This is a genomic window from Methylorubrum rhodesianum (assembly GCF_014199985.1).
Classification (GTDB): Bacteria; Pseudomonadota; Alphaproteobacteria; order Rhizobiales; family Beijerinckiaceae; genus Methylobacterium; species Methylobacterium rhodesianum.
This window is the reverse complement of the sequence record NZ_JACHOS010000007.1, coordinates 271,367-291,304: the sequence shown is the minus strand read 5'-3', so window position 1 is coordinate 291,304 and position 19,938 is coordinate 271,367. Positions and strand designations below refer to the sequence as shown.

The 19,938-nt window shown below is 69.9% G+C and carries 23 protein-coding genes; 15 read left to right on the top strand and 8 right to left on the bottom strand.

All coding sequences use genetic code 11. The features are described from left to right. Window positions 1-132: 132 nt before the first annotated feature. A complete protein-coding gene (locus HNR01_RS12685; protein ID WP_017486294.1) occupies window positions 133-429 on the top strand; it encodes a GCG_CRPN prefix-to-repeats domain-containing protein in 297 nt (98 codons plus the stop codon). Window positions 430-486: 57 nt separating this feature from the next. On the opposite strand, the gene HNR01_RS12680 is transcribed toward HNR01_RS12685, so the two are convergent. Continuing rightward, window positions 487-924, bottom strand: coding sequence for a flagellar assembly protein FliX (locus tag HNR01_RS12680; RefSeq protein ID WP_017486295.1), 438 nt, complete (start codon window positions 922-924; stop codon window positions 487-489). A 311-nt stretch (window positions 925-1,235) separates the two neighbouring features. On the opposite strand from HNR01_RS12680, the gene HNR01_RS12675 reads away from it, so the two are divergent. The 5 genes from HNR01_RS12675 (at window position 1,236) to HNR01_RS12655 (ending at window position 4,366) form a co-directional block, all read left to right on the top strand. Continuing rightward, window positions 1,236-2,309, top strand: coding sequence for a flagellar basal body P-ring protein FlgI (locus HNR01_RS12675; RefSeq protein ID WP_246417498.1), 1,074 nt, complete (start codon window positions 1,236-1,238; stop codon window positions 2,307-2,309). 26 nt (window positions 2,310-2,335) lie between these two features. Then, a complete protein-coding gene (locus tag HNR01_RS12670; RefSeq protein WP_153873390.1) occupies window positions 2,336-2,695 on the top strand; it encodes a rod-binding protein in 360 nt (119 codons plus the stop codon). Beyond that, window positions 2,685-3,164: a hypothetical protein gene (locus HNR01_RS12665; protein WP_183667948.1), complete on the top strand. Its 480-nt coding sequence runs from the start codon at window positions 2,685-2,687 to the stop codon at window positions 3,162-3,164. Before HNR01_RS12670 ends, HNR01_RS12665 begins: the two co-directional genes overlap by 11 nt. A 129-nt stretch (window positions 3,165-3,293) precedes the next feature. Continuing rightward, entirely contained in the window at window positions 3,294-4,001 is a 708-nt protein-coding gene (locus HNR01_RS12660) for a hypothetical protein (RefSeq protein ID WP_183667947.1), read from the top strand. Between the two features lie 182 nt (window positions 4,002-4,183). Next, the gene (locus HNR01_RS12655; protein WP_183667973.1) at window positions 4,184-4,366 is read left to right on the top strand and encodes a hypothetical protein; all 183 of its coding nucleotides are present in this window, start codon (window positions 4,184-4,186) and stop codon (window positions 4,364-4,366) included. An 18-nt stretch (window positions 4,367-4,384) separates the two neighbouring features. Here HNR01_RS12655 and flgH read toward each other — a convergent pair whose 3' ends face one another. Genes flgH through flgF form a run of 4 tightly spaced genes read right to left on the bottom strand, consistent with a single transcriptional unit; the run spans window position 4,385 to window position 7,806 of the window. Beyond that, window positions 4,385-5,134, bottom strand: coding sequence for a flagellar basal body L-ring protein FlgH (gene flgH, locus HNR01_RS12650; RefSeq protein WP_096485995.1), 750 nt, complete (start codon window positions 5,132-5,134; stop codon window positions 4,385-4,387). A gap of 52 nt (window positions 5,135-5,186) precedes the next feature. Continuing rightward, a complete protein-coding gene (gene flgA / locus HNR01_RS12645; protein WP_183667946.1) occupies window positions 5,187-6,236 on the bottom strand; it encodes a flagellar basal body P-ring formation chaperone FlgA in 1,050 nt (349 codons plus the stop codon). Between the two features lie 11 nt (window positions 6,237-6,247). Continuing rightward, the gene (flgG, locus tag HNR01_RS12640; RefSeq protein ID WP_017486303.1) at window positions 6,248-7,039 is read right to left on the bottom strand and encodes a flagellar basal-body rod protein FlgG; all 792 of its coding nucleotides are present in this window, start codon (window positions 7,037-7,039) and stop codon (window positions 6,248-6,250) included. Between the two features lie 26 nt (window positions 7,040-7,065). After that, window positions 7,066-7,806 carry a flagellar basal-body rod protein FlgF gene (gene flgF, locus HNR01_RS12635; protein WP_183667945.1) on the bottom strand — a complete coding sequence of 247 codons (741 nt, stop codon included), beginning with the start codon at window positions 7,804-7,806 and terminating at the stop codon, window positions 7,066-7,068. Between the two features lie 266 nt (window positions 7,807-8,072). On the opposite strand from flgF, the gene fliL reads away from it, so the two are divergent. From fliL to HNR01_RS12615, 4 genes are all read left to right on the top strand, one after another. Then, window positions 8,073-8,591, top strand: coding sequence for a flagellar basal body-associated protein FliL (fliL, locus tag HNR01_RS12630; protein WP_096487886.1), 519 nt, complete (start codon window positions 8,073-8,075; stop codon window positions 8,589-8,591). Window positions 8,592-8,654: 63 nt separating this feature from the next. Next, window positions 8,655-9,872, top strand: coding sequence for a flagellar motor switch protein FliM (gene fliM / locus HNR01_RS12625; protein ID WP_017486306.1), 1,218 nt, complete (start codon window positions 8,655-8,657; stop codon window positions 9,870-9,872). Between the two features lie 14 nt (window positions 9,873-9,886). Continuing rightward, the gene (locus HNR01_RS12620) at window positions 9,887-10,393 is read left to right on the top strand and encodes a DUF6468 domain-containing protein (RefSeq protein WP_183667944.1); all 507 of its coding nucleotides are present in this window, start codon (window positions 9,887-9,889) and stop codon (window positions 10,391-10,393) included. Then, complete coding sequence (locus tag HNR01_RS12615) at window positions 10,390-11,184, top strand: MotE family protein (protein ID WP_183667943.1); 795 nt, start codon at window positions 10,390-10,392, stop codon at window positions 11,182-11,184. The genes HNR01_RS12620 and HNR01_RS12615 overlap by 4 nt, the downstream gene beginning before the upstream one ends. 3 nt (window positions 11,185-11,187) lie before the next feature. Here the strand turns inward: HNR01_RS12615 and HNR01_RS12610 are convergent, their stop codons facing one another. Next, window positions 11,188-11,682 carry a glutathione peroxidase gene (locus HNR01_RS12610; protein WP_183667942.1) on the bottom strand — a complete coding sequence of 165 codons (495 nt, stop codon included), beginning with the start codon at window positions 11,680-11,682 and terminating at the stop codon, window positions 11,188-11,190. A 187-nt stretch (window positions 11,683-11,869) separates the two neighbouring features. Here HNR01_RS12610 and HNR01_RS12605 point away from each other — a divergent pair, with 187 nt between their 5' ends. The 3 genes from HNR01_RS12605 (at window position 11,870) to HNR01_RS12595 (ending at window position 14,507) form a co-directional block, all read left to right on the top strand. Continuing rightward, window positions 11,870-12,571: an invasion associated locus B family protein gene (locus tag HNR01_RS12605; protein ID WP_153873398.1), complete on the top strand. Its 702-nt coding sequence runs from the start codon at window positions 11,870-11,872 to the stop codon at window positions 12,569-12,571. Between the two features lie 64 nt (window positions 12,572-12,635). Then, window positions 12,636-13,916: a lytic murein transglycosylase gene (locus HNR01_RS12600; RefSeq protein WP_183667941.1), complete on the top strand. Its 1,281-nt coding sequence runs from the start codon at window positions 12,636-12,638 to the stop codon at window positions 13,914-13,916. Window positions 13,917-13,922: 6 nt separating this feature from the next. Then, a complete protein-coding gene (locus HNR01_RS12595; RefSeq protein WP_183667940.1) occupies window positions 13,923-14,507 on the top strand; it encodes an NAD(P)H-dependent oxidoreductase in 585 nt (194 codons plus the stop codon). A gap of 6 nt (window positions 14,508-14,513) precedes the next feature. Here HNR01_RS12595 and HNR01_RS12590 read toward each other — a convergent pair whose 3' ends face one another. Then, entirely contained in the window at window positions 14,514-14,909 is a 396-nt protein-coding gene (locus HNR01_RS12590) for a GFA family protein (RefSeq protein WP_183667939.1), read from the bottom strand. A gap of 159 nt (window positions 14,910-15,068) precedes the next feature. Beyond that, window positions 15,069-16,406 carry a dicarboxylate/amino acid:cation symporter gene (locus HNR01_RS12585; protein ID WP_153873401.1) on the bottom strand — a complete coding sequence of 446 codons (1,338 nt, stop codon included), beginning with the start codon at window positions 16,404-16,406 and terminating at the stop codon, window positions 15,069-15,071. Between the two features lie 308 nt (window positions 16,407-16,714). On the opposite strand from HNR01_RS12585, the gene HNR01_RS12580 reads away from it, so the two are divergent. Further along, a complete protein-coding gene (locus HNR01_RS12580) occupies window positions 16,715-18,583 on the top strand; it encodes a sensor histidine kinase (RefSeq protein ID WP_183667938.1) in 1,869 nt (622 codons plus the stop codon). Continuing rightward, window positions 18,580-19,932 (top strand): sigma-54-dependent transcriptional regulator, encoded by a 1,353-nt coding sequence (locus tag HNR01_RS12575; protein ID WP_183667937.1) that lies wholly within the window; start codon window positions 18,580-18,582, stop codon window positions 19,930-19,932. Before HNR01_RS12580 ends, HNR01_RS12575 begins: the two co-directional genes overlap by 4 nt. The last annotated feature ends 6 nt before the right edge of the window (window positions 19,933-19,938 follow it).

Here is a 19,938-nt window from a genome sequence, read left to right as displayed (position 1 = left end):
ATGTGCATGAGTGTGGGCGCCGACGAGCCGCCGTCACCACGAAGGACAAAATCCAGTCAGCTTCGGTTCATCGATCAGGACATAGCTTTGGACATCGGCCGTAAGCTTCGGCCCGAACGGAGAAATCGTACGATGACGCACGCGAAGGCGTTCGCATTGGCTGCGGTGATCGCCGGCAGCCTCGGTGTGGCGGGTTCGGCCCAGGCGGCTCCCTTCAGCCCCGCTCCCCTCGCGACCGCGACGGACAACGCGCTCGTCGAGCGCACCGCCGGCGGCTGCGGGCCGGGCTTCCACCCCAATCCCTGGGGCATCTGTCGCCCGAACTGGGGTCCGCGGCGCTACTGGGGCGGGCCGCCTCCGGGCTATTACCGCCCGCGGCCGTTCTACCGGCCCTACGGCTACTACCGTCCGCGACCCTATTACTGGTGATCGCGCCGGGCGGGTTGTTTCGGGCCGGACCTCGACAGGGTCCGGCCCTTTTCATGTTCAGACCCCGCGCGACGCCTCGAGCTTGGCGAGTTCCACCGCCGCGCGCAGTTCGATCTCGGCCACGAGCCCGTCGAGACGCGGATCGCCGCTCTCCGCCATCCGCTCGGCGAGACGGCCGGCAATGACCTGAAGGTCGCGCGTCGCCACGCGCCCGCCGATCAAAGCCGCCTTCAGGCGGTCGAGTCCGTCGAGCAGGTCGTGCCCGCGCTGCACCGAGCGGCGACGACGCTCCTTCTGCGCCTCGGGCCCGTCCTGTCCCTGGAGAGTGAGGATCGCATCGAGCCCGCTGAGCATGCCGGTCTGGCTCGTGCCCGCGGTTGCGGCACGCGGCGTCTCGTCCGCGCTGACGGGTGAAAAGGCGCCCGGCGCGGCGGCCCGGCGGGGCGCGTTCAGCGCAGTCGCGGCGGCAGCGGCAAAGCGTGTGTCGACGCGCATCTTGGTTCGAAACCTTCTCGCGCCCGCTGATCCACGACGGGCGCCGACCCGTGAAGAAATCGTCCGGTACGGTTAAGCATGGGTAAACAGCCCGGCAGAAGCTGCCGGGGCGGCAGGAAAGGCTTCCCCCTCAGACGCCCTCACGAGGCGGAAGCGCGCACAAAAGCATCGTTTCTTCAGACGCTTGGCGCTTGGCACGGCACTGGCAGAGATCCGTTCGGCGCGAAGACGCCAAAACCGGTCGCCGAGTTCCGATGCCTCTGCCTCGCCTTGCCCTTACCCGCCCGCTGATCGCGGTGCTCGCCTGCCTGATGGCCCTGCTGCCGCCGGCCCCGGCCAGCGCCCTGTCGCGGGTCAAGGACCTCGCCGCCGTCGAGGGCGTGCGCACCAACCAACTCGTCGGCTACGGCATCGTGGTCGGCCTCAACGGCACCGGCGACACGCTCAACAACATCCCCTTCACCAAGCAGTCGCTGCAGGCGATGCTGGAACGGCTCGGCATCAACACCCGCGGCGCCACCATGCGCACGCAGAACCTCGCGGCGGTGATGGTGACGGCCAACCTGCCGCCCTTCGCCACCCAGGGCACGCATATCGACGTCACGGTCTCCTCGCTGGGCGACGCCAAGTCGCTCCAGGGCGGAACGCTGGTCGCCACCTCCCTGCTCGGCGCCGACGGAGAGATCTACGCGCTGGCGCAAGGGTCGGTGGCGATCGCCGGCTTCGCGGCGGAGGGCGAGGCGGCCAAGATCACCCGCGGCGTGCCGACCAACGGGCGCATCTCCAACGGCGCGCTGATCGAGCGCGAGATGGCGTTCAAGCTCAACGAGGCGCGCAGCCTGCGCCTCTCGCTGCGCAATCCCGATTTCACGACGGCCAAGCGCATCGCCTCTGCGATCAACGACTTCATGGGCGCGGACACCGCCGAGCCGACCGATCCGGCCACCATCACGCTCCAGATCCCCGCCAAGTATCGCGGCAACATGATCCGCCTCATCACCGAGGTGGAGCAGCTCAAGGTCGAGCCCGACCAGACCGCCCGGGTCGTGGTGGACGAGCGCTCCGGCATCATCGTCATGGGCCGCGACGTGCGCGTCTCCACGGTCGCCATCGCCCAGGGCAACCTGACGGTGACGATCACCGAGCAGCCGATGGTGAGCCAGCCCGCGCCGCTGTCGAACGGCCAGACCGCGATCGTGCCGCGCACCGGGGTGAAGGTCGATACCGGCGACGGCAACAAGCTCGCCCTGGTCAAGGAGGGCGTGAGCCTGCGCGAGTTGGTGGACGGTCTCAACGCACTCGGCGTCGGCCCCCGCGACCTGATCTCGATCCTCCAGGCGATCAAGACGGCCGGCGCGCTCCAGGCTGATATCGAACTGATGTAACCCTTCTCGCATTGGGAGACCGCACCATGCTGCCCCTCGCAACCTTCGCGGCCTCCGCCGCGGTCGGCGTCGGCAAGAGCCTGATCGGCTCGCTCGCCAAGACCGATGCCGACACCATGGACACCGCCAAGGCCACCGCCTCGGCCAAGGCCCGCAAGACCGCCGACGACTTCGAGAAGATGTTCCTCGAGGACAGTCTGGAGAAGCTGACGCAGAGCGAGGGCACGGAAGGCCCTCTCGGCGAGAACGGCACCGGCGGCGGCGTCTGGCGCTCGATGCTGACCAAGGAATACGCCAACGCCATCGTGAAGACCGGTGGCGTCGGCATCAGCAATCAGGTCTATTCCGAGATGATGCGCATGCAGGAGGCCGGCGGTGGCCGCTGATCCGACGGGTCCCGTCCGACTGACCGACCGCACCGCCGCCCTCGGCTTCGTGCAGGGCCTTCTCGCCACGATGGGGGCCCTGGAAGGCGTGCTCGCCCGCGAGAGCGAGGGCATCCGAGCCGGGCGGATCGCCCAGGCTCTGGCGGATTCCGCGTCGAAGTCCGACCTCGCATCGGCCTACATGAACGGTCTGGAAACGGCCAAGGCCAACGCGATCGCGCTCGCCCGCTTCGCGCCGGAGGGATTGGAGGCGCTGAAGACGGCGCAGCACCGCTTCGCCACCGTGGTCGAGACCAACCAGCAGGTGCTCGCCACCGCCCGCGCCGTCTCCGAAGGGCTGGTGAAGGCGCTCGCCGACGAAGTGGCCAAGACGCGCACGCCGTCCGTCTACGGCCGGCCCTCTGTCTCGCCCTCGCCCTATGGCCGGGGCGCGCAGGGCGGACCGCTGGTGCTCTCGCGCAGCCTGTGACGGCGGCCCGGCCGGGGCGCGCCGTTCACGGTTCGGCAACCGGAAGCCGATCTTATGGTTGCAGCACAACCGGGGCCGACCGATTCGCGACGCTTCGGCAGCTTCGCTCGTCGAGGGGGAGGGACGTCGATGTCCGCGATCACCGCGAACCGCCAGGGCGGGTCGGCAGCGCGTCACGGTGCGGCACTCGATTCCGCTTCCGCGAGGCGCCCGAGCGGACCGCAGGGCGCGCAGACCAGTCGCGGCCTCCCGCCCGCCGCAGCCGTGGTGAAGCGCTCCGAGACCGATCAGGCGGCCCTCGACCGCCTCAAGACCGCGCAAGACGCGGTCGCCAACGCCACCCGATCCTTCGACGAGCGCCTGAAGCTGCGCTCCGATGCCCTCGCGAGCCGGCTGAGCGCGGCCTTCGCGGAGAAGGGCATCCCGCTCGACGATCCGGTTTCGCTTCGGATCGAGTCGGGAATTGTCGTGAGTGACAGCCCCTACCGGAAGAAGATCGAGAAGATGTTCAGGGACGATCCTGAATTGGCCAAGGAGTTCGAGAGCGTCGCCTCCCTGAAGGCCATGCGAGCCGCGCAGAAGTCGCTGGAGCTTTACAACGACGAGAAGAAGAGCGCGCGAAGCCGGGACGAGCAGGAGGCGGCCTACGGGCGCTACACCTCACGCATGCTCGACATCCAGAAGCTGTCCGGCGTGATGACCCTGAAGGATGGCGCCCTGTCGTCCGCGGCGGAGGACTACATGGGCGTGATGTCCGGTGCCACACCCGCGGCGACGAGCGATCCGAGGGGTGAAGTTCTGAAGCGGTACGGCTCGATCCTGCGCACCGCAGCGTGACGAACGGCCCGACCCGCCCAATATCCGATCAGGGTCGCGACACGAGGATTTCAATCTTATTTTGCGCTGATAACGTTCGGCGAAGTCATCGCCTCAGCCAGCACCCACAGATTGGAGCGGCTTGACTATTCGGAACTTTCCGTTCGCGTGCCACTTGCCCCCGAACACAATCATCGGAGGAAGTGGCCGTGTCGAACGATGTGCTGATTCCGTTGCTCGCGATCGTGACCATCGTCCTCGTCGCGGGCTTCGCCATCTGGCAACGGGGCCGGGTTGCGCAGTCGAAGGGAGACCCGCAGCGCTCGGCCTTCACGCAGACCCACGGCGAGGCGCCGCGGCCGAACCGGCCGGGCACCGAGCATTGAGGCCGCCGCGCCCCACGATCAGAACGGCAGCAGGATATCGACGAGCTGCTGACCGTAGCGCGGCTGCTGCACGTCGGTGATCTGGCCGCGGCCGCCATAGGCGATGCGGGCCTGGGCGATCTTGCTCGAATCGATCGTGTTGTCGGACTCGATGTCCTCGGGCCGCACCACGCCCGCAACGATGAGCTCCCGCACCTCGAAGTTGATGCGGATCTCCTGCTTGCCCTCCACCACGAGGTTGCCGTTCGGCAGCACCTGCGTGACGACCGCGGCGACGTTGGTGGTCACCGTCTCGGCCCGCTGAACCGAGCCCGCGCCGTCGCTCGACGAGGTCGAGGTCCCGTTGATGAGCTTGTCGGGGGAGATGCCCGCGGCGGCCACGCCCGCGCTCTTCTCCAGCCCGAAGGCGTTGGGCAGGCCGAAGCCCTCGGCATTGGTGCGCGAGCGCTTGGTCTCGTTGTTGAGGTTGGCCCGGTCGGTCACGTTCACCTTGACGGTGAGGAGGTCGCCGATGCGAGCGGCACGCTGATCCTTGAAGAAGGCGCGCGAGCCCGTGCGCCACAGGGAGTTCGGCGCGTAGGAGACCGGCGCCACGTCCGGCATCGCCATGCGCACCGGCCGGTAGCCGGGCTGGGCGGTCGGATCCTCGATTGCCGAGAGCGACGGGGTGGCCCCCACCTGCGAGAGGCGGTCGACGGTGTTGCAGGCGCCGAGCGGCGCGAGCGCCAGGATCACGGCGAGGCGGGGAAGAGTGCGGCGAGCGGTCATCGGAGGGATCCGGCGCTGGCGAGAGGGGAAGGGCGGGGGAGGGACGAGCCGCTCAAGGAGCGGCGCTGGCCTGAAGGACGGGCTGCGGCTGCGGCGCGGGTCCGACCGAGACGCGGCCGGGGCCGATCACCACGGCCTGGAGCACCTTCTTCGAGGCGCCATTGGTCACCGCGACGCTGGCGCCGAGCCGGCCGTTCTCGTTGGCGACGCCGCGCATCGAGAGTGAAACTCCGGGTGTCTCGAACACGATGGCGACGCTCTCGCCGCGGGCGACGAGATCGGGCGGCGCCACGTCGCCCGAGCGCAGGACCGAACCGGCGCTGAGGGAACGCTGCGCCACCTGGCCCTGGACCAGACCCGGCGCGCCCTGCACGTCGGCCGGGACGGCGTCGCGCGGCCGGCGCTCGATCGAGAGGTCGGCACTGGCGATCGCCTCGCCGCGATTGAGGCTGCGGGTCAGCACCGCCACTTCGCGGGTCTCGACCGCGACGCCGGCGACCCGGAGCGAGGCCTGCCGCTCGCCGAGCACGATCAGGCCGGCGACCCGGCGGGAGCGGGGATCGTAGGTGACATCGACCGCCGCCGCCTGCCCGTCGAGATCGAGCGGGGCGAGCAGCACCGGCGCGTCGCCGTCGAGCCGCACCGACAGCGCCTTGGCCTCGAGGCCGTAGCCGGTCTCGAGCGCCCGCTTCAGCGCGGCCTCGATCTCCGGCGGACCGACCCGGCGGGCGGCGCGCTGCACCGTGACCTGCACCCGGCCGCCGGTCTCGATCCCGGTGAGGCCGAGGGCGGCGACGGCCTCGATGATGCGGCGGGCCTGGATCGTGCCGATCGCGCCGAGCGCCGGGGCGCGGAACAGCGGGCGGGCGGCGAGTTCGGACGGCGCACCCTCGACGAGGTCGCCGAGGCTCAGCGTGTCGCCGCGCGCGGTCACGTCGCCGCGCAGGCGCAGCGGAGAGCCCGCGGCCATCAGCGGCAGGGCGAACAGGGTCATCGCCATGAAGGCGGCGAGCGCGACGACGGTCCGGCCGATCACGCCACGCGACAGGGGGGTGACGGCGGGCGGGACGGAGTGGCGGAGCGGCCTGTGGTTGTGCGTCACGGGTCGGATCCTCAGCCGCGGAACATCTGCGAGGTGGTGGAGAGCATCTGGTCGGCGGCGGTGACGACCTTGGAATTCATCTCGTAGGCGCGCTGCGCCGCGATCAGCGACGAGATCTCGGTGACCGCGTTGACGTTGGCCTCTTCGAGGTAGTTCTGCTGCAGGTTGCCGAAGCCCTCGGAGCCCGGCAGGCCGGTGATGGCCGGCCCGGAGGCGGCGGTCTCCACGAACAGGTTGTCGCCGATCGATTCGAGACCGACTTTGTTGACGAAGCGGGCGAGCTGGAACTGGCCGAGTGCCTGGGGCGCGGTCTGGCCGGGCAGGGTCGCCTGGACGGCGCCGGTGGCCGAGATCGTCACCGAGGTTGCGGTGTTGGGCACCGTCACGCCGGGATCGAGCAGGTAGCCGTCGCGGGTCACCATCTGCCCCTGCGCGTCGAGGTCGAACGAACCGTCGCGGCTATAGGCGGTACGCCCGTCGGGCAGGCGGATGCGGAAGAAGCCCTCGCCGCGGATTGCGACGTCATAGTCCTTCTCGGTCTGGGCCAGCGGGCCCTGCGTCATGGCGCGGGCGGTCGAGGTGGTCTTCACGCCGGAGCCCAGGGCGAGGCCGGCGGGCAGGATCGTGTTCTGGTCCGAGGTCGAGGAGCCCGAGCGACGCAGGTTCTGGTAGAGCAGGTCCTGGAAATGCACCTGCTGGCGCTTGTAGCCGGTGGTGCGCAGGTTCGCGATGTTGTTCGAGATGACCTGGACGTTGAGTTCCTGGGCCGCCATGCCCGTGGCGGCGGCGTAGAGGGCGCGCATCGGCGTCGGTCCTTAGAGCCGGGAGATCAGGCGACGTCGGCGAGACGGCGGATCGCCGTGCCGCGCAGGTCGTCGAGGCGCGAGATCACGCTCGAGACCATGGTGTAGGTGCGGTTCACGTCCATCAGCCGGGTCATCTCGACCACCGGCTTCACGTTGGAGCGCTCCAACGCGCCGGGCTCGAGATGCGCGCCGGGGCCGGCGGCCCGGGCGGGCGCCTCGGACGAGAACAGGTTGGCCCCCTCCGACTTCAGCGCCTGCGCGTTGGCGAAGGTGACGAGGCGCAGGCGGCCGCGGATGCCGAGATTGGTCGAGACCGTGCCGTCGGGCGCGATCGCGAGGCCCGTCTCCTGCTGGCCGATGGTGATCGGGCCGCCGTCGCCCTGCACCGCGTAGCCGTCCGAGGTGACGAGATTGCCCCCTGCGTCGAGTTCGAAGGCGCCGTTACGGGTGTAGCGCACCCCCTGCGGGGTCTGAACGGCGAGGAAGGCGTCGCCGCGCAGGGCCACGTGCATCGGGTTGCCGTCCGGCTCCACCGGTCCCTGCGTGAGATCGAGCGGCGTACCCTGGTCGATCACGTAGGAGAGGCGCCGGTCGGAGCGCTGGAAGCTGTCGGCGGAAGCCACCGGCATCAGGTATTCCTGAAACCGGGCGGAGCGCGCCTTGAAGCCGGTGGTCGAGACGTTGGCCATGTTGTTGGCGATGACGTCGAGTTCGCGGGCGAGCGCGGCCTGAGCGGAGACTCCGACGAAGAGCGCGTTCTGCATGGTGTGCCTCGGATGGCGACGGGTTCGTGCTCTCCACCGCAGGGGCCGTGCCAATCCGGCCGCACTCGTTTTTACCTTAATGGACAGGGGCTTGAGGCGCCGCCGCCTCGGAACGGGCACGGACGCCCCCTGCGCCGGCGGCAAGTCCGACCCGGCAAGTTCTGCCGCCTTAACCGAGAGTTAACCACGTCGGCAGAGAAGGAAGCGAGGGGATTGCGCCTCGCGCGCGCCCCAACGTCCCGAACCGGTTTGCCGACGAGCAGCACATGGCCAAGAAGCCGAAGAAGGCGCCCGCGGCCGAGGGCGAAGAGGGCGCGGCGGAAGCGCCGAAGTCCAAGAAGAAGCTCATCATCATCGCCGCGGCGGTCCTGCTCCTCGGCGGCGGCGGGGGCGGGTTCTTCTTCATGAAGAGCCGGGCGGCGCATGCCGACGCGCACGGCGAGCACGCGGCGGAGAAGGTCGATCCGAAGGCGCAGGCCGTGTTCCTCGACGTGCGCGACATGATGGTCAACCTCAGTCCCGACCCCGGGGCGACCAAGGCCAACGTGCTCAAGCTGCGCGTGGCGCTGGAGCTGAAGGACGCCAAGGTCGAGGCGACGGTCAAGCCGCTGCTGCCGCGGGTGGAGGACGCCTTCCAGACCTATCTGCGCGAGATCCGGGCGAGCGATCTGGCCGGGTCGACCGGCCTGTACCGCCTGCGCGAGGAGCTGCTGCGGCGGGTCAACATCGCGCTGCATCCGGCCAAGGCCGAGGCGGTGCTGTTCAAGGACGTTATCGTTCAGTGAACGGGCCGGCCGCCCCATCCCGAATTCCCAACGCTTGAGACAAGAGGCGAGCGCGCGACAGGCATGACCGGCCCCGAGGACGAGCTGGAAGACGATTGGGCGGCCGCCTTCGCCGAGCAGGGCGAGGGCGGCGGCGGCGACGCGTCGCTGGCCGAGGAATGGGGCGCCGCGCTCGCCGAGCAGGGCACGACCAAGAGTGCCGGTGACGTCGCCGCCGAATGGGCGACCATGATCGAGGACGGGGAGACCGAGAATCTTCCCGAACTCGCCGGCAACGACCGCATCCTCAACCAGGACGAGATCGACGGCGTCCTCGGCTTCTCGCTGCGTGAGCTCTCCGCCTCCGGGGCGGGCGGCGTGCGCGCCATCGTCGATTCGGGCGTCGTTCAGTACGAACGCCTGCCGATGCTGGAAATCGTCTTCGACCGGATGATCCGGTTGCTGTCGACGTCCTTGCGCAACTTCTTCCAGGACAACGTCGAGGTGACCCTCGACAATATCACCTCGGTCCGCTTCGGCGACTATCTCAACGCCATTCCGCTCCCGACCCTGCTCGGCGTGTTCAAGGCGGATGCCTGGGAGGGCTCGGGCCTCGTCACCGTCGAGCAGACGCTGGCCTACTCAACGATGGACCTGCTGCTCGGGGGCAAGCGCGGCGGGTCGTCGAGCCGGCTCGACGGGCGGCCGTTCACCACGATCGAGATGAGCCTCGTGCGCCGCCTCGTCGAGATCATCCTCACCGACCTCGAACTCTCGTTCCAGCCGCTCTCGCCGGTGCGGTTCGGGATCGACCGCATCGAGACCAATCCGCGCTTCGCCACCATCACCCGGCCCGGCAACGCCGCGATCCTGATCACGCTCAAGCTCGACATGGACGGGCGCGGCGGCGGGATGCAGATCCTGTTCCCCTACGCGACGATCGAGCCGATCCGCGACCTGCTCATGCAGAGCTTCATGGGCGAGCGGCTCGGGCGCGATCAGGTCTGGGAGAGCCACCTCGCCACCGAGATCTGGCAGGCGGACGTGGAGATGGAGGCGGTGCTGCACGAGGTGACGCTGCCCCTGAAGCGGGTGCTCAACCTCAAGGTCGGCGACACCCTGATGTTCGACCGCAAGCCGACCGACCTCATCACCGTGCGCTGCGGCGACTGGGCGCTGACGCAGGGGCGGATCGGCCGGATCGACGATTCGATCGCGGTGCAGGTCGCCCGTCCCCTGCGGCAGTCGCGCACGACGCTGCAGGCGTACGAAATTTCGATGCAGAACCGTAACGACGGCTGAGTGGCTGGGGCTTGATGATGACCTTCTTCGTCTCGATGGCCGCCGACGTTCTCGTCGCCGTTCTGCTGGTGGCGACCATCGTCTCATCGGTGAAGCTGTCGAGGCGCATCAGTAAGCTCAAGGCGGACGAGGCGGCCCTGCGCTCGACCATCGGCGACCTCGTGGTGGCGAGCGCCACCGCCGAGCGCGCCATCGCGGGCCTGCGCGCCACCCTCGACGAGTGCGACCGCACGCTGACCGAGCGTCTCGCCGGCGCCGAGCGCACCAGCACCGATCTCGTCGCGCATGTGGAGGCGGGCGAGAGCGTCATCAGCCGGATCGCGGCCATTGTCGGCCAAGCGCGGACCGCCACCGCAGCGGCGCCCGCCGCTTCCTCCGCCGCCGCCTCTGCCGGCCCGCGCCCCGTCGTGGTCGAGGCCGCCCCGGTCGGCGGCAACGGCGAGCGCGTCGGCGCGGCGCTCGCCGCCGCCCAGGCCCTGTCCGAGCGCGCCCTCGACCGTCTCCGGGCCAGGGCCGCATGACTCTGCCCGCGCGCCGACTCGCACGCCTCGCGAGCCTTCCGGCACGCCCCTTCCGGCTGCGCCTGATCGACGCCGTGACCCTGGCGGCGATCGGGCTTCTCGTGCTCAAGCTCACGGCCCTTCTGGCCGACGACCCGACGCCGCCCGGCACGCCACTGCCGGACTTCGCCCGGGTGCTGGCCAAGGCGCGGAGCAACTACGAGCCGACCGATCCGACGACGACCGGCTCCGTCTCCGCGCCGCCCAAGCCGGCCGAGCCCGCCCCGCCGCCGGTCTATCAGCCGGTGGTGCCGGAACCGGTCTCGGAGAGCGAGCGGGCGATCCTCGAGAAGCTCGCCGCCCGCCGCGAGAGCCTCAAGCAGCGCGGGAACGAGCTCGACCTGCGCGAGCAGATGCTGAAGGATGTCGAGCGCAAACTCGAATCCGGCGTGGCCGACCTGAAGGGCGCCGAGGACAAGGCCGGATCCGAGGGGACGAAGCGGGCCGAGGCCGAGCGGGCCGGAATGAAGGGCATCGTCCTGATGTACGAGACGATGAAGCCGAAGGACGCGGCCCGGGTGTTCGACCGCCTCAACCTCGAGACGCTGGTGCCGATCGTGACGGCGATGAACCCGCGCAAGATGGCCGAGGTGCTGGCCCTGATGGGCTCCGAGCCCGCCGAGAAGCTGACCGTGGCGCTCGCCAACCGCGCCCGGGGCGTCGACGCTCCGCAGGTGGCGGCCGCCCCCGGCCTGCCGCCGGGCGAGTTGCCGGCGATCGATCCCGGCCCGGCCGCCCGGCCCGTGCGCTGAGACCTACCCGCCCGGCGCCGACAGGGCCCGTTCGATCGCGCCTTCGAGGGCCGCCGGCTTCGTCGAGGGCGAGAAGCGGCCGATCACCCGGCCGTCGCGACCGATCAGGAACTTGGTGAAGTTCCACTTGATCGCCTTCGTGCCGAACAGCCCGGGCTTCTCCCGCTTGAGATCGACGTAGAGCGGATCGGCCCCGGGACCGTTGACCTCGACCTTGGCGAGCACCGGGAAGGTCACGTAGTAGGTGAGCGAGCAGAACTGCTCGATGGCGGCGGCGTCGCCCGGCTCCTGGGCGCCGAACTGATTGCAGGGCAGGCCGAGCACCACGAGGCCGCGGGCGCGATGGCGGCGCCAGAGCTCTTCCAGGCCCTGATATTGCGGCGTGAACCCGCATTTCGAGGCGGTGTTCACCACCAGCAGCACCTTGCCGCGATACTGCGACAGGGGATGGGCCTCGCCGCGGGCGTCGCGCGGGGCGTGATCGTAGAGGCTCGTCATGATCGGCTCGGGTGCCTTCTCTTGCCCAATAATCCCACCTTCATCCGGGAACTTGTCCTGAATTTCGTGGAATGATTCCAAGCTTGACCGCAAATTTCATTGTCGCAGTGCTGTGCGGCGTCGGTGCAATTGCATCCTTCTTAAAGCGAGGCTAGGCGCCCCTTACGACACCCTTAGGAGCCCGACCATGCCGCCTCTGCCCCGCGGAACCGCGTCCGTCACGACGCTTCTGCTCGCCGGAATGCTGGCACTGACAGGGCCGGTCACCGTTCAGGCGCAGGAGGATGCCGCGCCCGAGGCTGCCCCCGCGGAGCCGGCCGCCAAGCCGAAGCCGCGCCCGCGCAAGCCCGCTCCGAAGAAGGAGGAACCCAAGGAGGCGACCAGCGCCGCGCCCTCCGGCACCGTTCTGGAGCCGGCTGCGGCCTCCGGTTCGGCCCAGTGGCCGGCCGGTGCCAGCTCCGTCAGCGAGAGCTACGGCGACTGGACGATGAACTGCAACCGCGCCGAGGCGCGCACCGACTGCGTCATCATCCAGTCGCAGGGCGACCGGCGGACGGGCAAGCGGCTGTTCAGCTTCGAATTGCGGCCGCCCAAGGATGGGAAGAGCGAGGGCCTGATCCTGATGCCGTTCGGGCTTCAGATCGAGCCCGGCGTCTCGTTCAAGCTCGACGACCGGCAGCTCGGCAAGGGCGCGCCGTTCTCGTTCTGCGTCAGCGACGGCTGCCTCGTGCCGGTCAGCCTTCCGACGCTCGCCACCGACACGATGAAGACGGCGACCAACCTCACCATTTCGGCGACGAAGCCGGATGCCAAGGAGCCGACGATCATCACCGTGCCGCTCTCCGGCTTCGCTGCGGCCTTCGCCCGCGCGAGCGCCTTTGGAAGCTGAGGCTGCGCTACCGACCGCGAGGGCCGGCCTCGCGATCGGGCTGAGAAATGGTAAGGCTGCACCCATGCGGCCTTCAGCCAGAGCACTCCTTCTCGCGACTCTGCTCCTCACCGGCGCGATCCCGGTGCGGGCCGAGGCGCCGGCCGACCCGGCCACGGGTCCGGTCGCGAGTCCCGAGACGAGCCCGGCGGCAGCGCCGGACTTCGCGCAATGCCTCGGCGGGTTGAAGACGCTCGCCGAGGAGCGCGGCGTGCCGCGCCCGGTGGCCGAGACGGCGCTCACGGGCATCGCGCCCGATCCGTCGGTGGTGCCGGCGACCCAATCCCAGGCGGAATTCGTCAAGCCGATCTGGCAATACGTCGAGGCGAGTGTCACGCCGGAGCGGATCGCGGCGGGACAGGCCAAACTCGCCGAGTGGTCCGAGGTGCTGGGGCGGATCGAGGCGGCCTACGGCGTCGATCGGCATATTCTGGTCGCCTTCTGGGGCGTCGAGTCGAATTATGGGGCGGCCCTCGAAGGTGGCGGAATCCGCCCCGTTGTGCCGGCACTCGCGACGCTCGCCTGCGGCGACCCCGCCCGTCCCGGCCTGTGGCGCGACGAACTCGTCGCGGCCCTGAAGATCCTCGCCGACGGCGATGCCGACACGGAGCGGATGCGCGGATCCTGGGCCGGCGCCATGGGCCACACCCAGTTCATGCCGACCGCCTTCCTGCGCCACGCGGTCGATTTCGACGGCGACGGCAAGCGCGACATCTGGCACTCGGTGCCCGACGCGCTCGCCTCGACCGCCAATTTCCTCAAGCAATCGGGCTGGCGCGCGGGCGAGGGCTGGGGCGTCGAGGTGCTCCTGCCGGACACGTTCGATTACCGGCTCGCCGACGAGACCACCGAGCGGCCCTTCTCCGAGTGGCGGGCGCTCGGCCTCGCGCCGGCCAACGGCGCCTTTCCCGAGGGTGCGGAGCGTCGCGCCGCCCTGCTGCTGCCGACCGGCGCGAAGGGTCCCGCCTTCCTGCTGGAGCCGAACTTCCGGGTGATCCTGCGCTACAACACGGCGCTCGCCTACGCGCTCACCGTGGCGCATCTCTCCGACCGTCTGCGCGGGGCGCCCGGCTTCACCCGCGACTGGCCGCGGGGCGACCGCATGCTCACGGCGGAGGAGCGGACCGACCTCCAGACCCGGCTCGCCGCCCTCGGTCACCCGGTCGGCGGCGCCGACGGCAAGATCGGGCCGAAGACCCGCGCCGCGATTCGCGCCTTTCAGGAGGCGAGGGGCCTCGTGCCGGACGGCTACGCGGACGCCGCGCTCCTCGACAGGGTGCGGGACGCGCAGAAGCCGGGACAGTAAGCTCCCATGCGAGTCCTCCTGGTCCACTGTCATCCCCGGTCCGACAGCTTCAACACGGCCCTTCGCGGCGCGGCCGCCTCCGCTCTCCACGCGGCGGGTCATGAGGTCGAGAGTCTCGATCTGTACGAACAGAACTTCGATCCGCGCCTGAGCGCGAGGGAGCGCCGCGCCTACTACGACGAGAGCGCCGACCGGCCCGACATCGCCGGCCACATCGCCGCCCTGCGCCGGGCCGAGGCGCTGGTCCTCGTCTACCCGACATGGTGGTTCGGGCCGCCGGCCATGCTGAAGGGCTGGTTCGACCGGGTGTGGCTGCCCGGTATCGCCTTCGCGCTGGGCGGGGCGAAGGTTCTACAGCCGCGCCTGACCAACATCCGCAGGATTACGGTGGTGACGACCTACGGCTCGCCGCGCTGGCTGCTCTGGCTCGTCGGCTGGCCCGACTGGCGGATGTTCCGCTTCGGCATCCGCCCGCTCTGCGCCCGGCGCTGCCGCCTCGACTGGATCGCGCTGACCGGCATGGACCGCGCCTCGGAGCCGGTGCGGGCCCGCTTCGTCGCGCAGGTCCGCAAGCGGCTCGCGGCCCTCTGAGCAGCGTCAGGCCGACGGATAGCGCTCGAAGCTCGGCAGTCGGTGCGCCTCCTCCATCCAGGCGATGCGCTCGGCCACCTGGATATGCACCTGCGGCGGCAAGGCCTCCGGCGTGTCGAGGGTGCCGGTCTGCACATCGATCATGCCCGGCAGCATCTGCTCGTTGACGTAGAACAGACCGGTCCCGCAGCGCCCGCAGAAGTGCCGCCGCCCGTGCTCTGAGGAGGCGTAGACCGTGGGCTCGCCGGAGATCGTCACGCGCTCGGCCGGCACCATCGCCCAGCCGACCATCGGCGCACCGGAATGGCGCCGGCAATCCGAGCAGTGGCAGAGCGCGTTATGCATGACCTCCGAGGACATCTCGTAGGTGATGGCCCCGCAATGGCAGCGTCCCTTGAGCATGGCGCCTCCTTCCCCGAATCCCGCAGCGTCGCCGCGGCGCGCCGGAGGATAGGGCCCAGGGACGGTCCCTGAAAGCGAGAAACCGCGACAGCCCGATTCCGGCTGCCGCGGTTCCCATACCGGACGGAGGACGCAGGACGGTGCGCCCTCCTGCCCGGATCACTCGGCCGGCTGCAGGGCCGGAGCCGCCTCGGCGACCGGCTTGCCACCCAGCGCGGCGTGGAGCTTGGCCTCGTCGACCTCACCCTCCCAGCGGGCGACGACGATGCAGGCCACCGCGTTGCCGATGAAGTTGGTGAGCGCGCGGCATTCCGACATGAAGCGGTCGATGCCGAGGATCAGCGCCATGCCGACGACCGGCACGGAGGGGACGACGGCGAGGGTCGCGGCCAGGGTGATGAAGCCCGAGCCCGTCACGCCCGCCGCGCCCTTCGAGGAGAGCATGGCGACCAGCAGCAGCAGGACCTGCTCGCCGAAGGTGATCGGGGTGTCGGTGGCCTGGGCGATGAAGAGCGCCGCCATCGTCATGTAGATGTTGGTGCCGTCGAGGTTGAACGAGTAGCCGGTGGGGACGACGAGGCCGACCACGGGGCGCGAGCAGCCGGCGCGCTCCATCTTCTCGATCAGCGAGGGCAGGGCCGATTCCGAGGAGGAGGTGCCGAGCACCAGCATCAGCTCTTCCTTGATGTAGCGGATGAGCCGGATGATCGAGAAGCCGTTGTAGCGGGCGACCGCACCGAGCACGCCGAGCACGAAGATCGCCGAGGTCAGGTAGAAGGCGCCGACGAGGTAGGCGAGGTTGGCGAGCGAGGAGATGCCGTACTTGCCGATGGTAAAGGCCATCGCGCCGAAGGCGCCGATGGGGGCGACCTTCATGATGATGTTGACGACGCCAAAGATGGCTTCCGACAGCACCTTGATGATGTCGAGCACCGGCTTGCCGCGGTCGCCGAGGAAGGCGAGGCCGAAGCCGAACAGCACCGAGAAGAACAGAACCTGAAGGATCTCACCGCCCGCGAACGCGCCGACCGCGGTGGTCGGGATGATGTTCATCAGGAAGTCGGCGATGTTCTGCTCCTTCGCCTTGCCGGCGTAGGTGGCGACCGCCTTCGGATCGAGCGAGTTCGGATCGATGTGCAGGCCGTGACCGGGCTGAAGCACGTTGGCGACGATGAGGCCGACGATCAGCGCCAGCGTCGAGAAGGTGAGGAAGTAGGCCAGCGCCTTGCCGCCGACGCGACCGACCTTCTCGAGATTCGTCATGCCGGCGATGCCGGAGACCACGGTGAGGAAGATCACCGGCGCGATGATCATCTTCACGAGCTTGATGAAGGCGTCGCCGAGCGGCTTCATGTCGGCGCCGAGCTTCGGATAGAAATGTCCGAGCGTGATGCCGATCGCGACGGCGACCAGCACTTGGAAGTACAGCGTACGATAGATGGGTTTGGGCGCGGGCGGCGCGTGGGGTGCGGTCAGCGGGGACGGTACGGCGGCCATGGGCGTTTCTCCCTCACGAAGCGATGGTGGCTCGTCGGATCGGTCGACCGCAGACCCTCAGGGGATCCCGGCGCCGCCCGCTCTTGCTTTTGGCCTCTCGGCACACAGCTCTGCGGTTCGCTCATGGCTGCGTTTCGGCGGGGGAATGGCAACCGGCATGCCAGTTCGAAAGTGCCGGTAACTTTTCGTTAAAGTGTTGAAATGAATGATATTTCCAAAGCACGCGCCGATGGCGCTCATCCCCTCGGTGCGGTGATCCGCACAAGGGGCGTCGGCGCATTCCGAATTTTCGCACCGGGCTCCGGGGCGTGATCGTTCCCAGCTCACCCAACGCGAACGATTACCGGCGCGCGCTCGCCGTCGTGGCGGGTCTCGCCATCCTCATCCTCGCGGGCTGGCTCGGCGGACGGGTGGCGGAACGGTGGGCGCTCATCGATCTTCGCCGTTCGGCCGCTTCGGCGCTCGGGCTGCAGGTCGCCGCGCTTCGAGCCGAGATGCAGACGCAGAGCTCCCTGCCTCTCGCGCTCGCCGCGGACCCCGAGATCGCCCGCGTCGTGGGGCCGGCGCCGGAACCCGGACTCGTCGAGGAGGTGAACGGGCGCCTCGCCCAGATCGCCGAGGCCACGGGCGCCGCCGTGATCTACGTGATCGGGGCCGACGGCGTGACGGTCGCCGCCAGCAATGCGGCGGCCGAGAAGAGCTTCGTCGGCCGCGACTACAGCTTCCGGCCCTATTTCAGGGACTCGATGACGACCGGTGCCGGGTCGCAATTCGCTCTCGGGACGGTCAGTGGCCGGCCGGGCTACTACCTTGCCCGCCGGTTGCCCCGCGCGGCCGGGGTCGTCGTCGTCAAGATCGAGTTCGACGCGATCGAGGCGGCCTGGCGGGGCAGCCGGGAGAGCGTGTTCGTCGCCGATTCCCGCGGCATCGTGCTGGTGGCGAGTGAAGCCAGTTGGCGCTTCAAGGCCCTGCGCAGCGTCGACGAGGCCGAGCGCAGGCGCATCCGCGAGACGCTCGAATTCGGCGAGGCGCCGCTCTCGCCACTGCCGCTCTACGCCACGGCGGAGGCCCGCGATCTCGTGCGGGTCGGCGGAGGCGCGAAGCCCGCCTGGCCCGCGCTGATGCTCGACGCCGCGATCCCCGGCACCGAGTGGCACCTCTACACGCTGACTCCCATCGCAGCCGCGGTCCAGCGCGAGCGGGCGCAGGGCCGTGTCATCGCCTTGCTGACGACCGGACTCGCCTGGGCCGGGCTCGCCACGCTGATCGGACGCCGACGCCGGATGCGGGTTCGGCTGGCCGAGGCCGCCAGTCGGCGCGAGGAACTGGAGGCCCGGGTGGCCGAGCGCACCCAGGCGCTGAGCGAGGCCAACCGGCAACTTCTCGCCGAGATCGAGGAGCGCCAGCGCGCCCAGGCCGAGCGCGAGCGCCTGGGCCGCGAACTGGCCCAGGCCGGGCGGCTGGCCGCTCTGGGTCAGTTCGCCGCCAGCATGGCCCATGAGATCAACCAGCCGCTCGCGGCGATCCGCTCCTACGCCGACAACACCGCGATCCTCGTGCGCCGCGGCCGGGTCGAGGATGCGGCGGAAAACGTCTCCGCCATCGGCCGGCTCACCGAGCGCATCGGAACCCTGACCCGCCAGCTCAAGGGCTTTGCCCGCCGCGCCTCGGGACGACGCGAGCCGGTGCGTCTCGCCGGGATTTTTCGCGCTAGTCTCGAAGTGGTCTCTTGGCGCGCGGTGCAGAGCGGGATCGCCCTCGACGTCGCGTTTCCCGCGCCGGACCTCGCCGTACTCGGCGACGGGCCGCGCCTGGAACAGGTCGTCGTCAACCTCCTGCAGAACGCCCTCGACGCCGTGGACGGCCGACTTGACCCGCGCATCGCCGTACGGGTCGAGGCGACGGCCGAGCGGGTCGCCGTCGAGGTCGCCGATAACGGACCGGGCATTCCGGAGGCGGTCCGCACGCAGGTCTTCGACCCCTTCTTCACCACGAAATCCGAAGGGCTCGGACTCGGGCTGGCGATCTGCCGCGGCATCGTCGAGGAATGCGGCGGCACGCTCGGCCTGCGCTCGGGCGCCGACGGCACCACCTTCCGGATGGAACTGACACGCGCCGTCGCTCCGCCGGAGGAGGCGCAGGACAGCAAGCCGATCGGAAGCCTGGAGGCGATATGAGCAGCGAGCCGGAGGGCACGGGCGAACGGATCGTCTTCATCGATGACGAGGAGGACGTGCGGCGCGCCAACCGCCAGAGCCTCGAACTCGACGGCTTCCAGGTCGAGACCTTCGAGGCGGCGGAGCCTGCGCTGGCGGCGATCCGGGCCGAGCCGCCGGGCGTAGTCGTCACCGATGTGCGTCTGCCCGGCATCGACGGGCGCGCCCTGTTCGAGCGGATCCGGGCGGTCGACGCGGATCTGCCGGTGATCCTCATCACCGGCCACGGCGACATCTCGATGGCGGTCGCGGCAATCCGCGCGGGCGCCTACGACTTCCTCGCCAAGCCCTATCCGGCCGAGGCGCTGATGGGGTCGGTGCGGCGCGCCCTCGACCATCGCCGCCTCGTCCTGGAGAACCGCCGGCTCAATGCCCGGCTCGACGCGGCGGTCGAGGCGGATCCGGCCTTCCTCGGCATCTCGCCGCAGATCGTGGCCCTGCGCCGACTCGTGCGCGACGTCGCGGGCGCCGATGTCGACGTGCTCGTGCTCGGCGAGACGGGTTCCGGCAAGGAGGTGGTGGCGAACGCCCTGCACCGCTGGAGCCGGCGCGCGTCCCGGAACTTCGTCGCCATGAATTGCGGCGCGCTGCCCGACAGCGTGGTGGAAAGCGAGCTGTTCGGCCACGAGGCCGGCGCCTTCACGGGGGCGCTCAAGCGCCGGGTCGGCCGCATCGAGCACGCGCAGGGCGGCACGCTCTTCCTGGACGAGATCGAGAGCATGCCGCTGGCCCTGCAGGTGAAGCTGCTGCGGGTGCTGCAGGAGCGGGTGGTCGAGCCGCTGGGCACCAACGAGCGCCGACCGGTCGACATGCGGGTCGTCTCGGCCACCAAGGTCGACCTCGGCCAGGAGGCCGCCGCCGGCACCTTCCGCGACGACCTCTACCATCGGCTCAACGTCGTCACGGTCGCGATCCCGCCGCTGCGCGAGCGGCGGGAGGACATCGTCCTGCTGTTCCAGCACTTCCTGACCCGCGCCGCCGCCCGGTTCGGGCGCGAGGCGCCCCCGGTGACGGCGGCGATGCGCGACCATCTCCTGCGCCATTCCTGGCCCGGCAACGTGCGCGAACTCGACCACTTCGCCGAGCGCTGCGCGCTGGGCCTGACCGGACAGGCCACCCCGGAGGCATCCCCGACGCCGGCCCTGAGCCTGTCCGAGCAGGTCGAGCGGTTCGAGCGCGGCCTGATCCGAGAGGAGTTGATCATGGCCGGCGGCGACGTGCGGGTGGCGGCCGAGTCCCTGAGCGTGCCCCGCAAGACCCTCTACGACAAGATCGCCCGCTACGGTCTCGCGCCCACCGATTTCCGCTGATCGTCC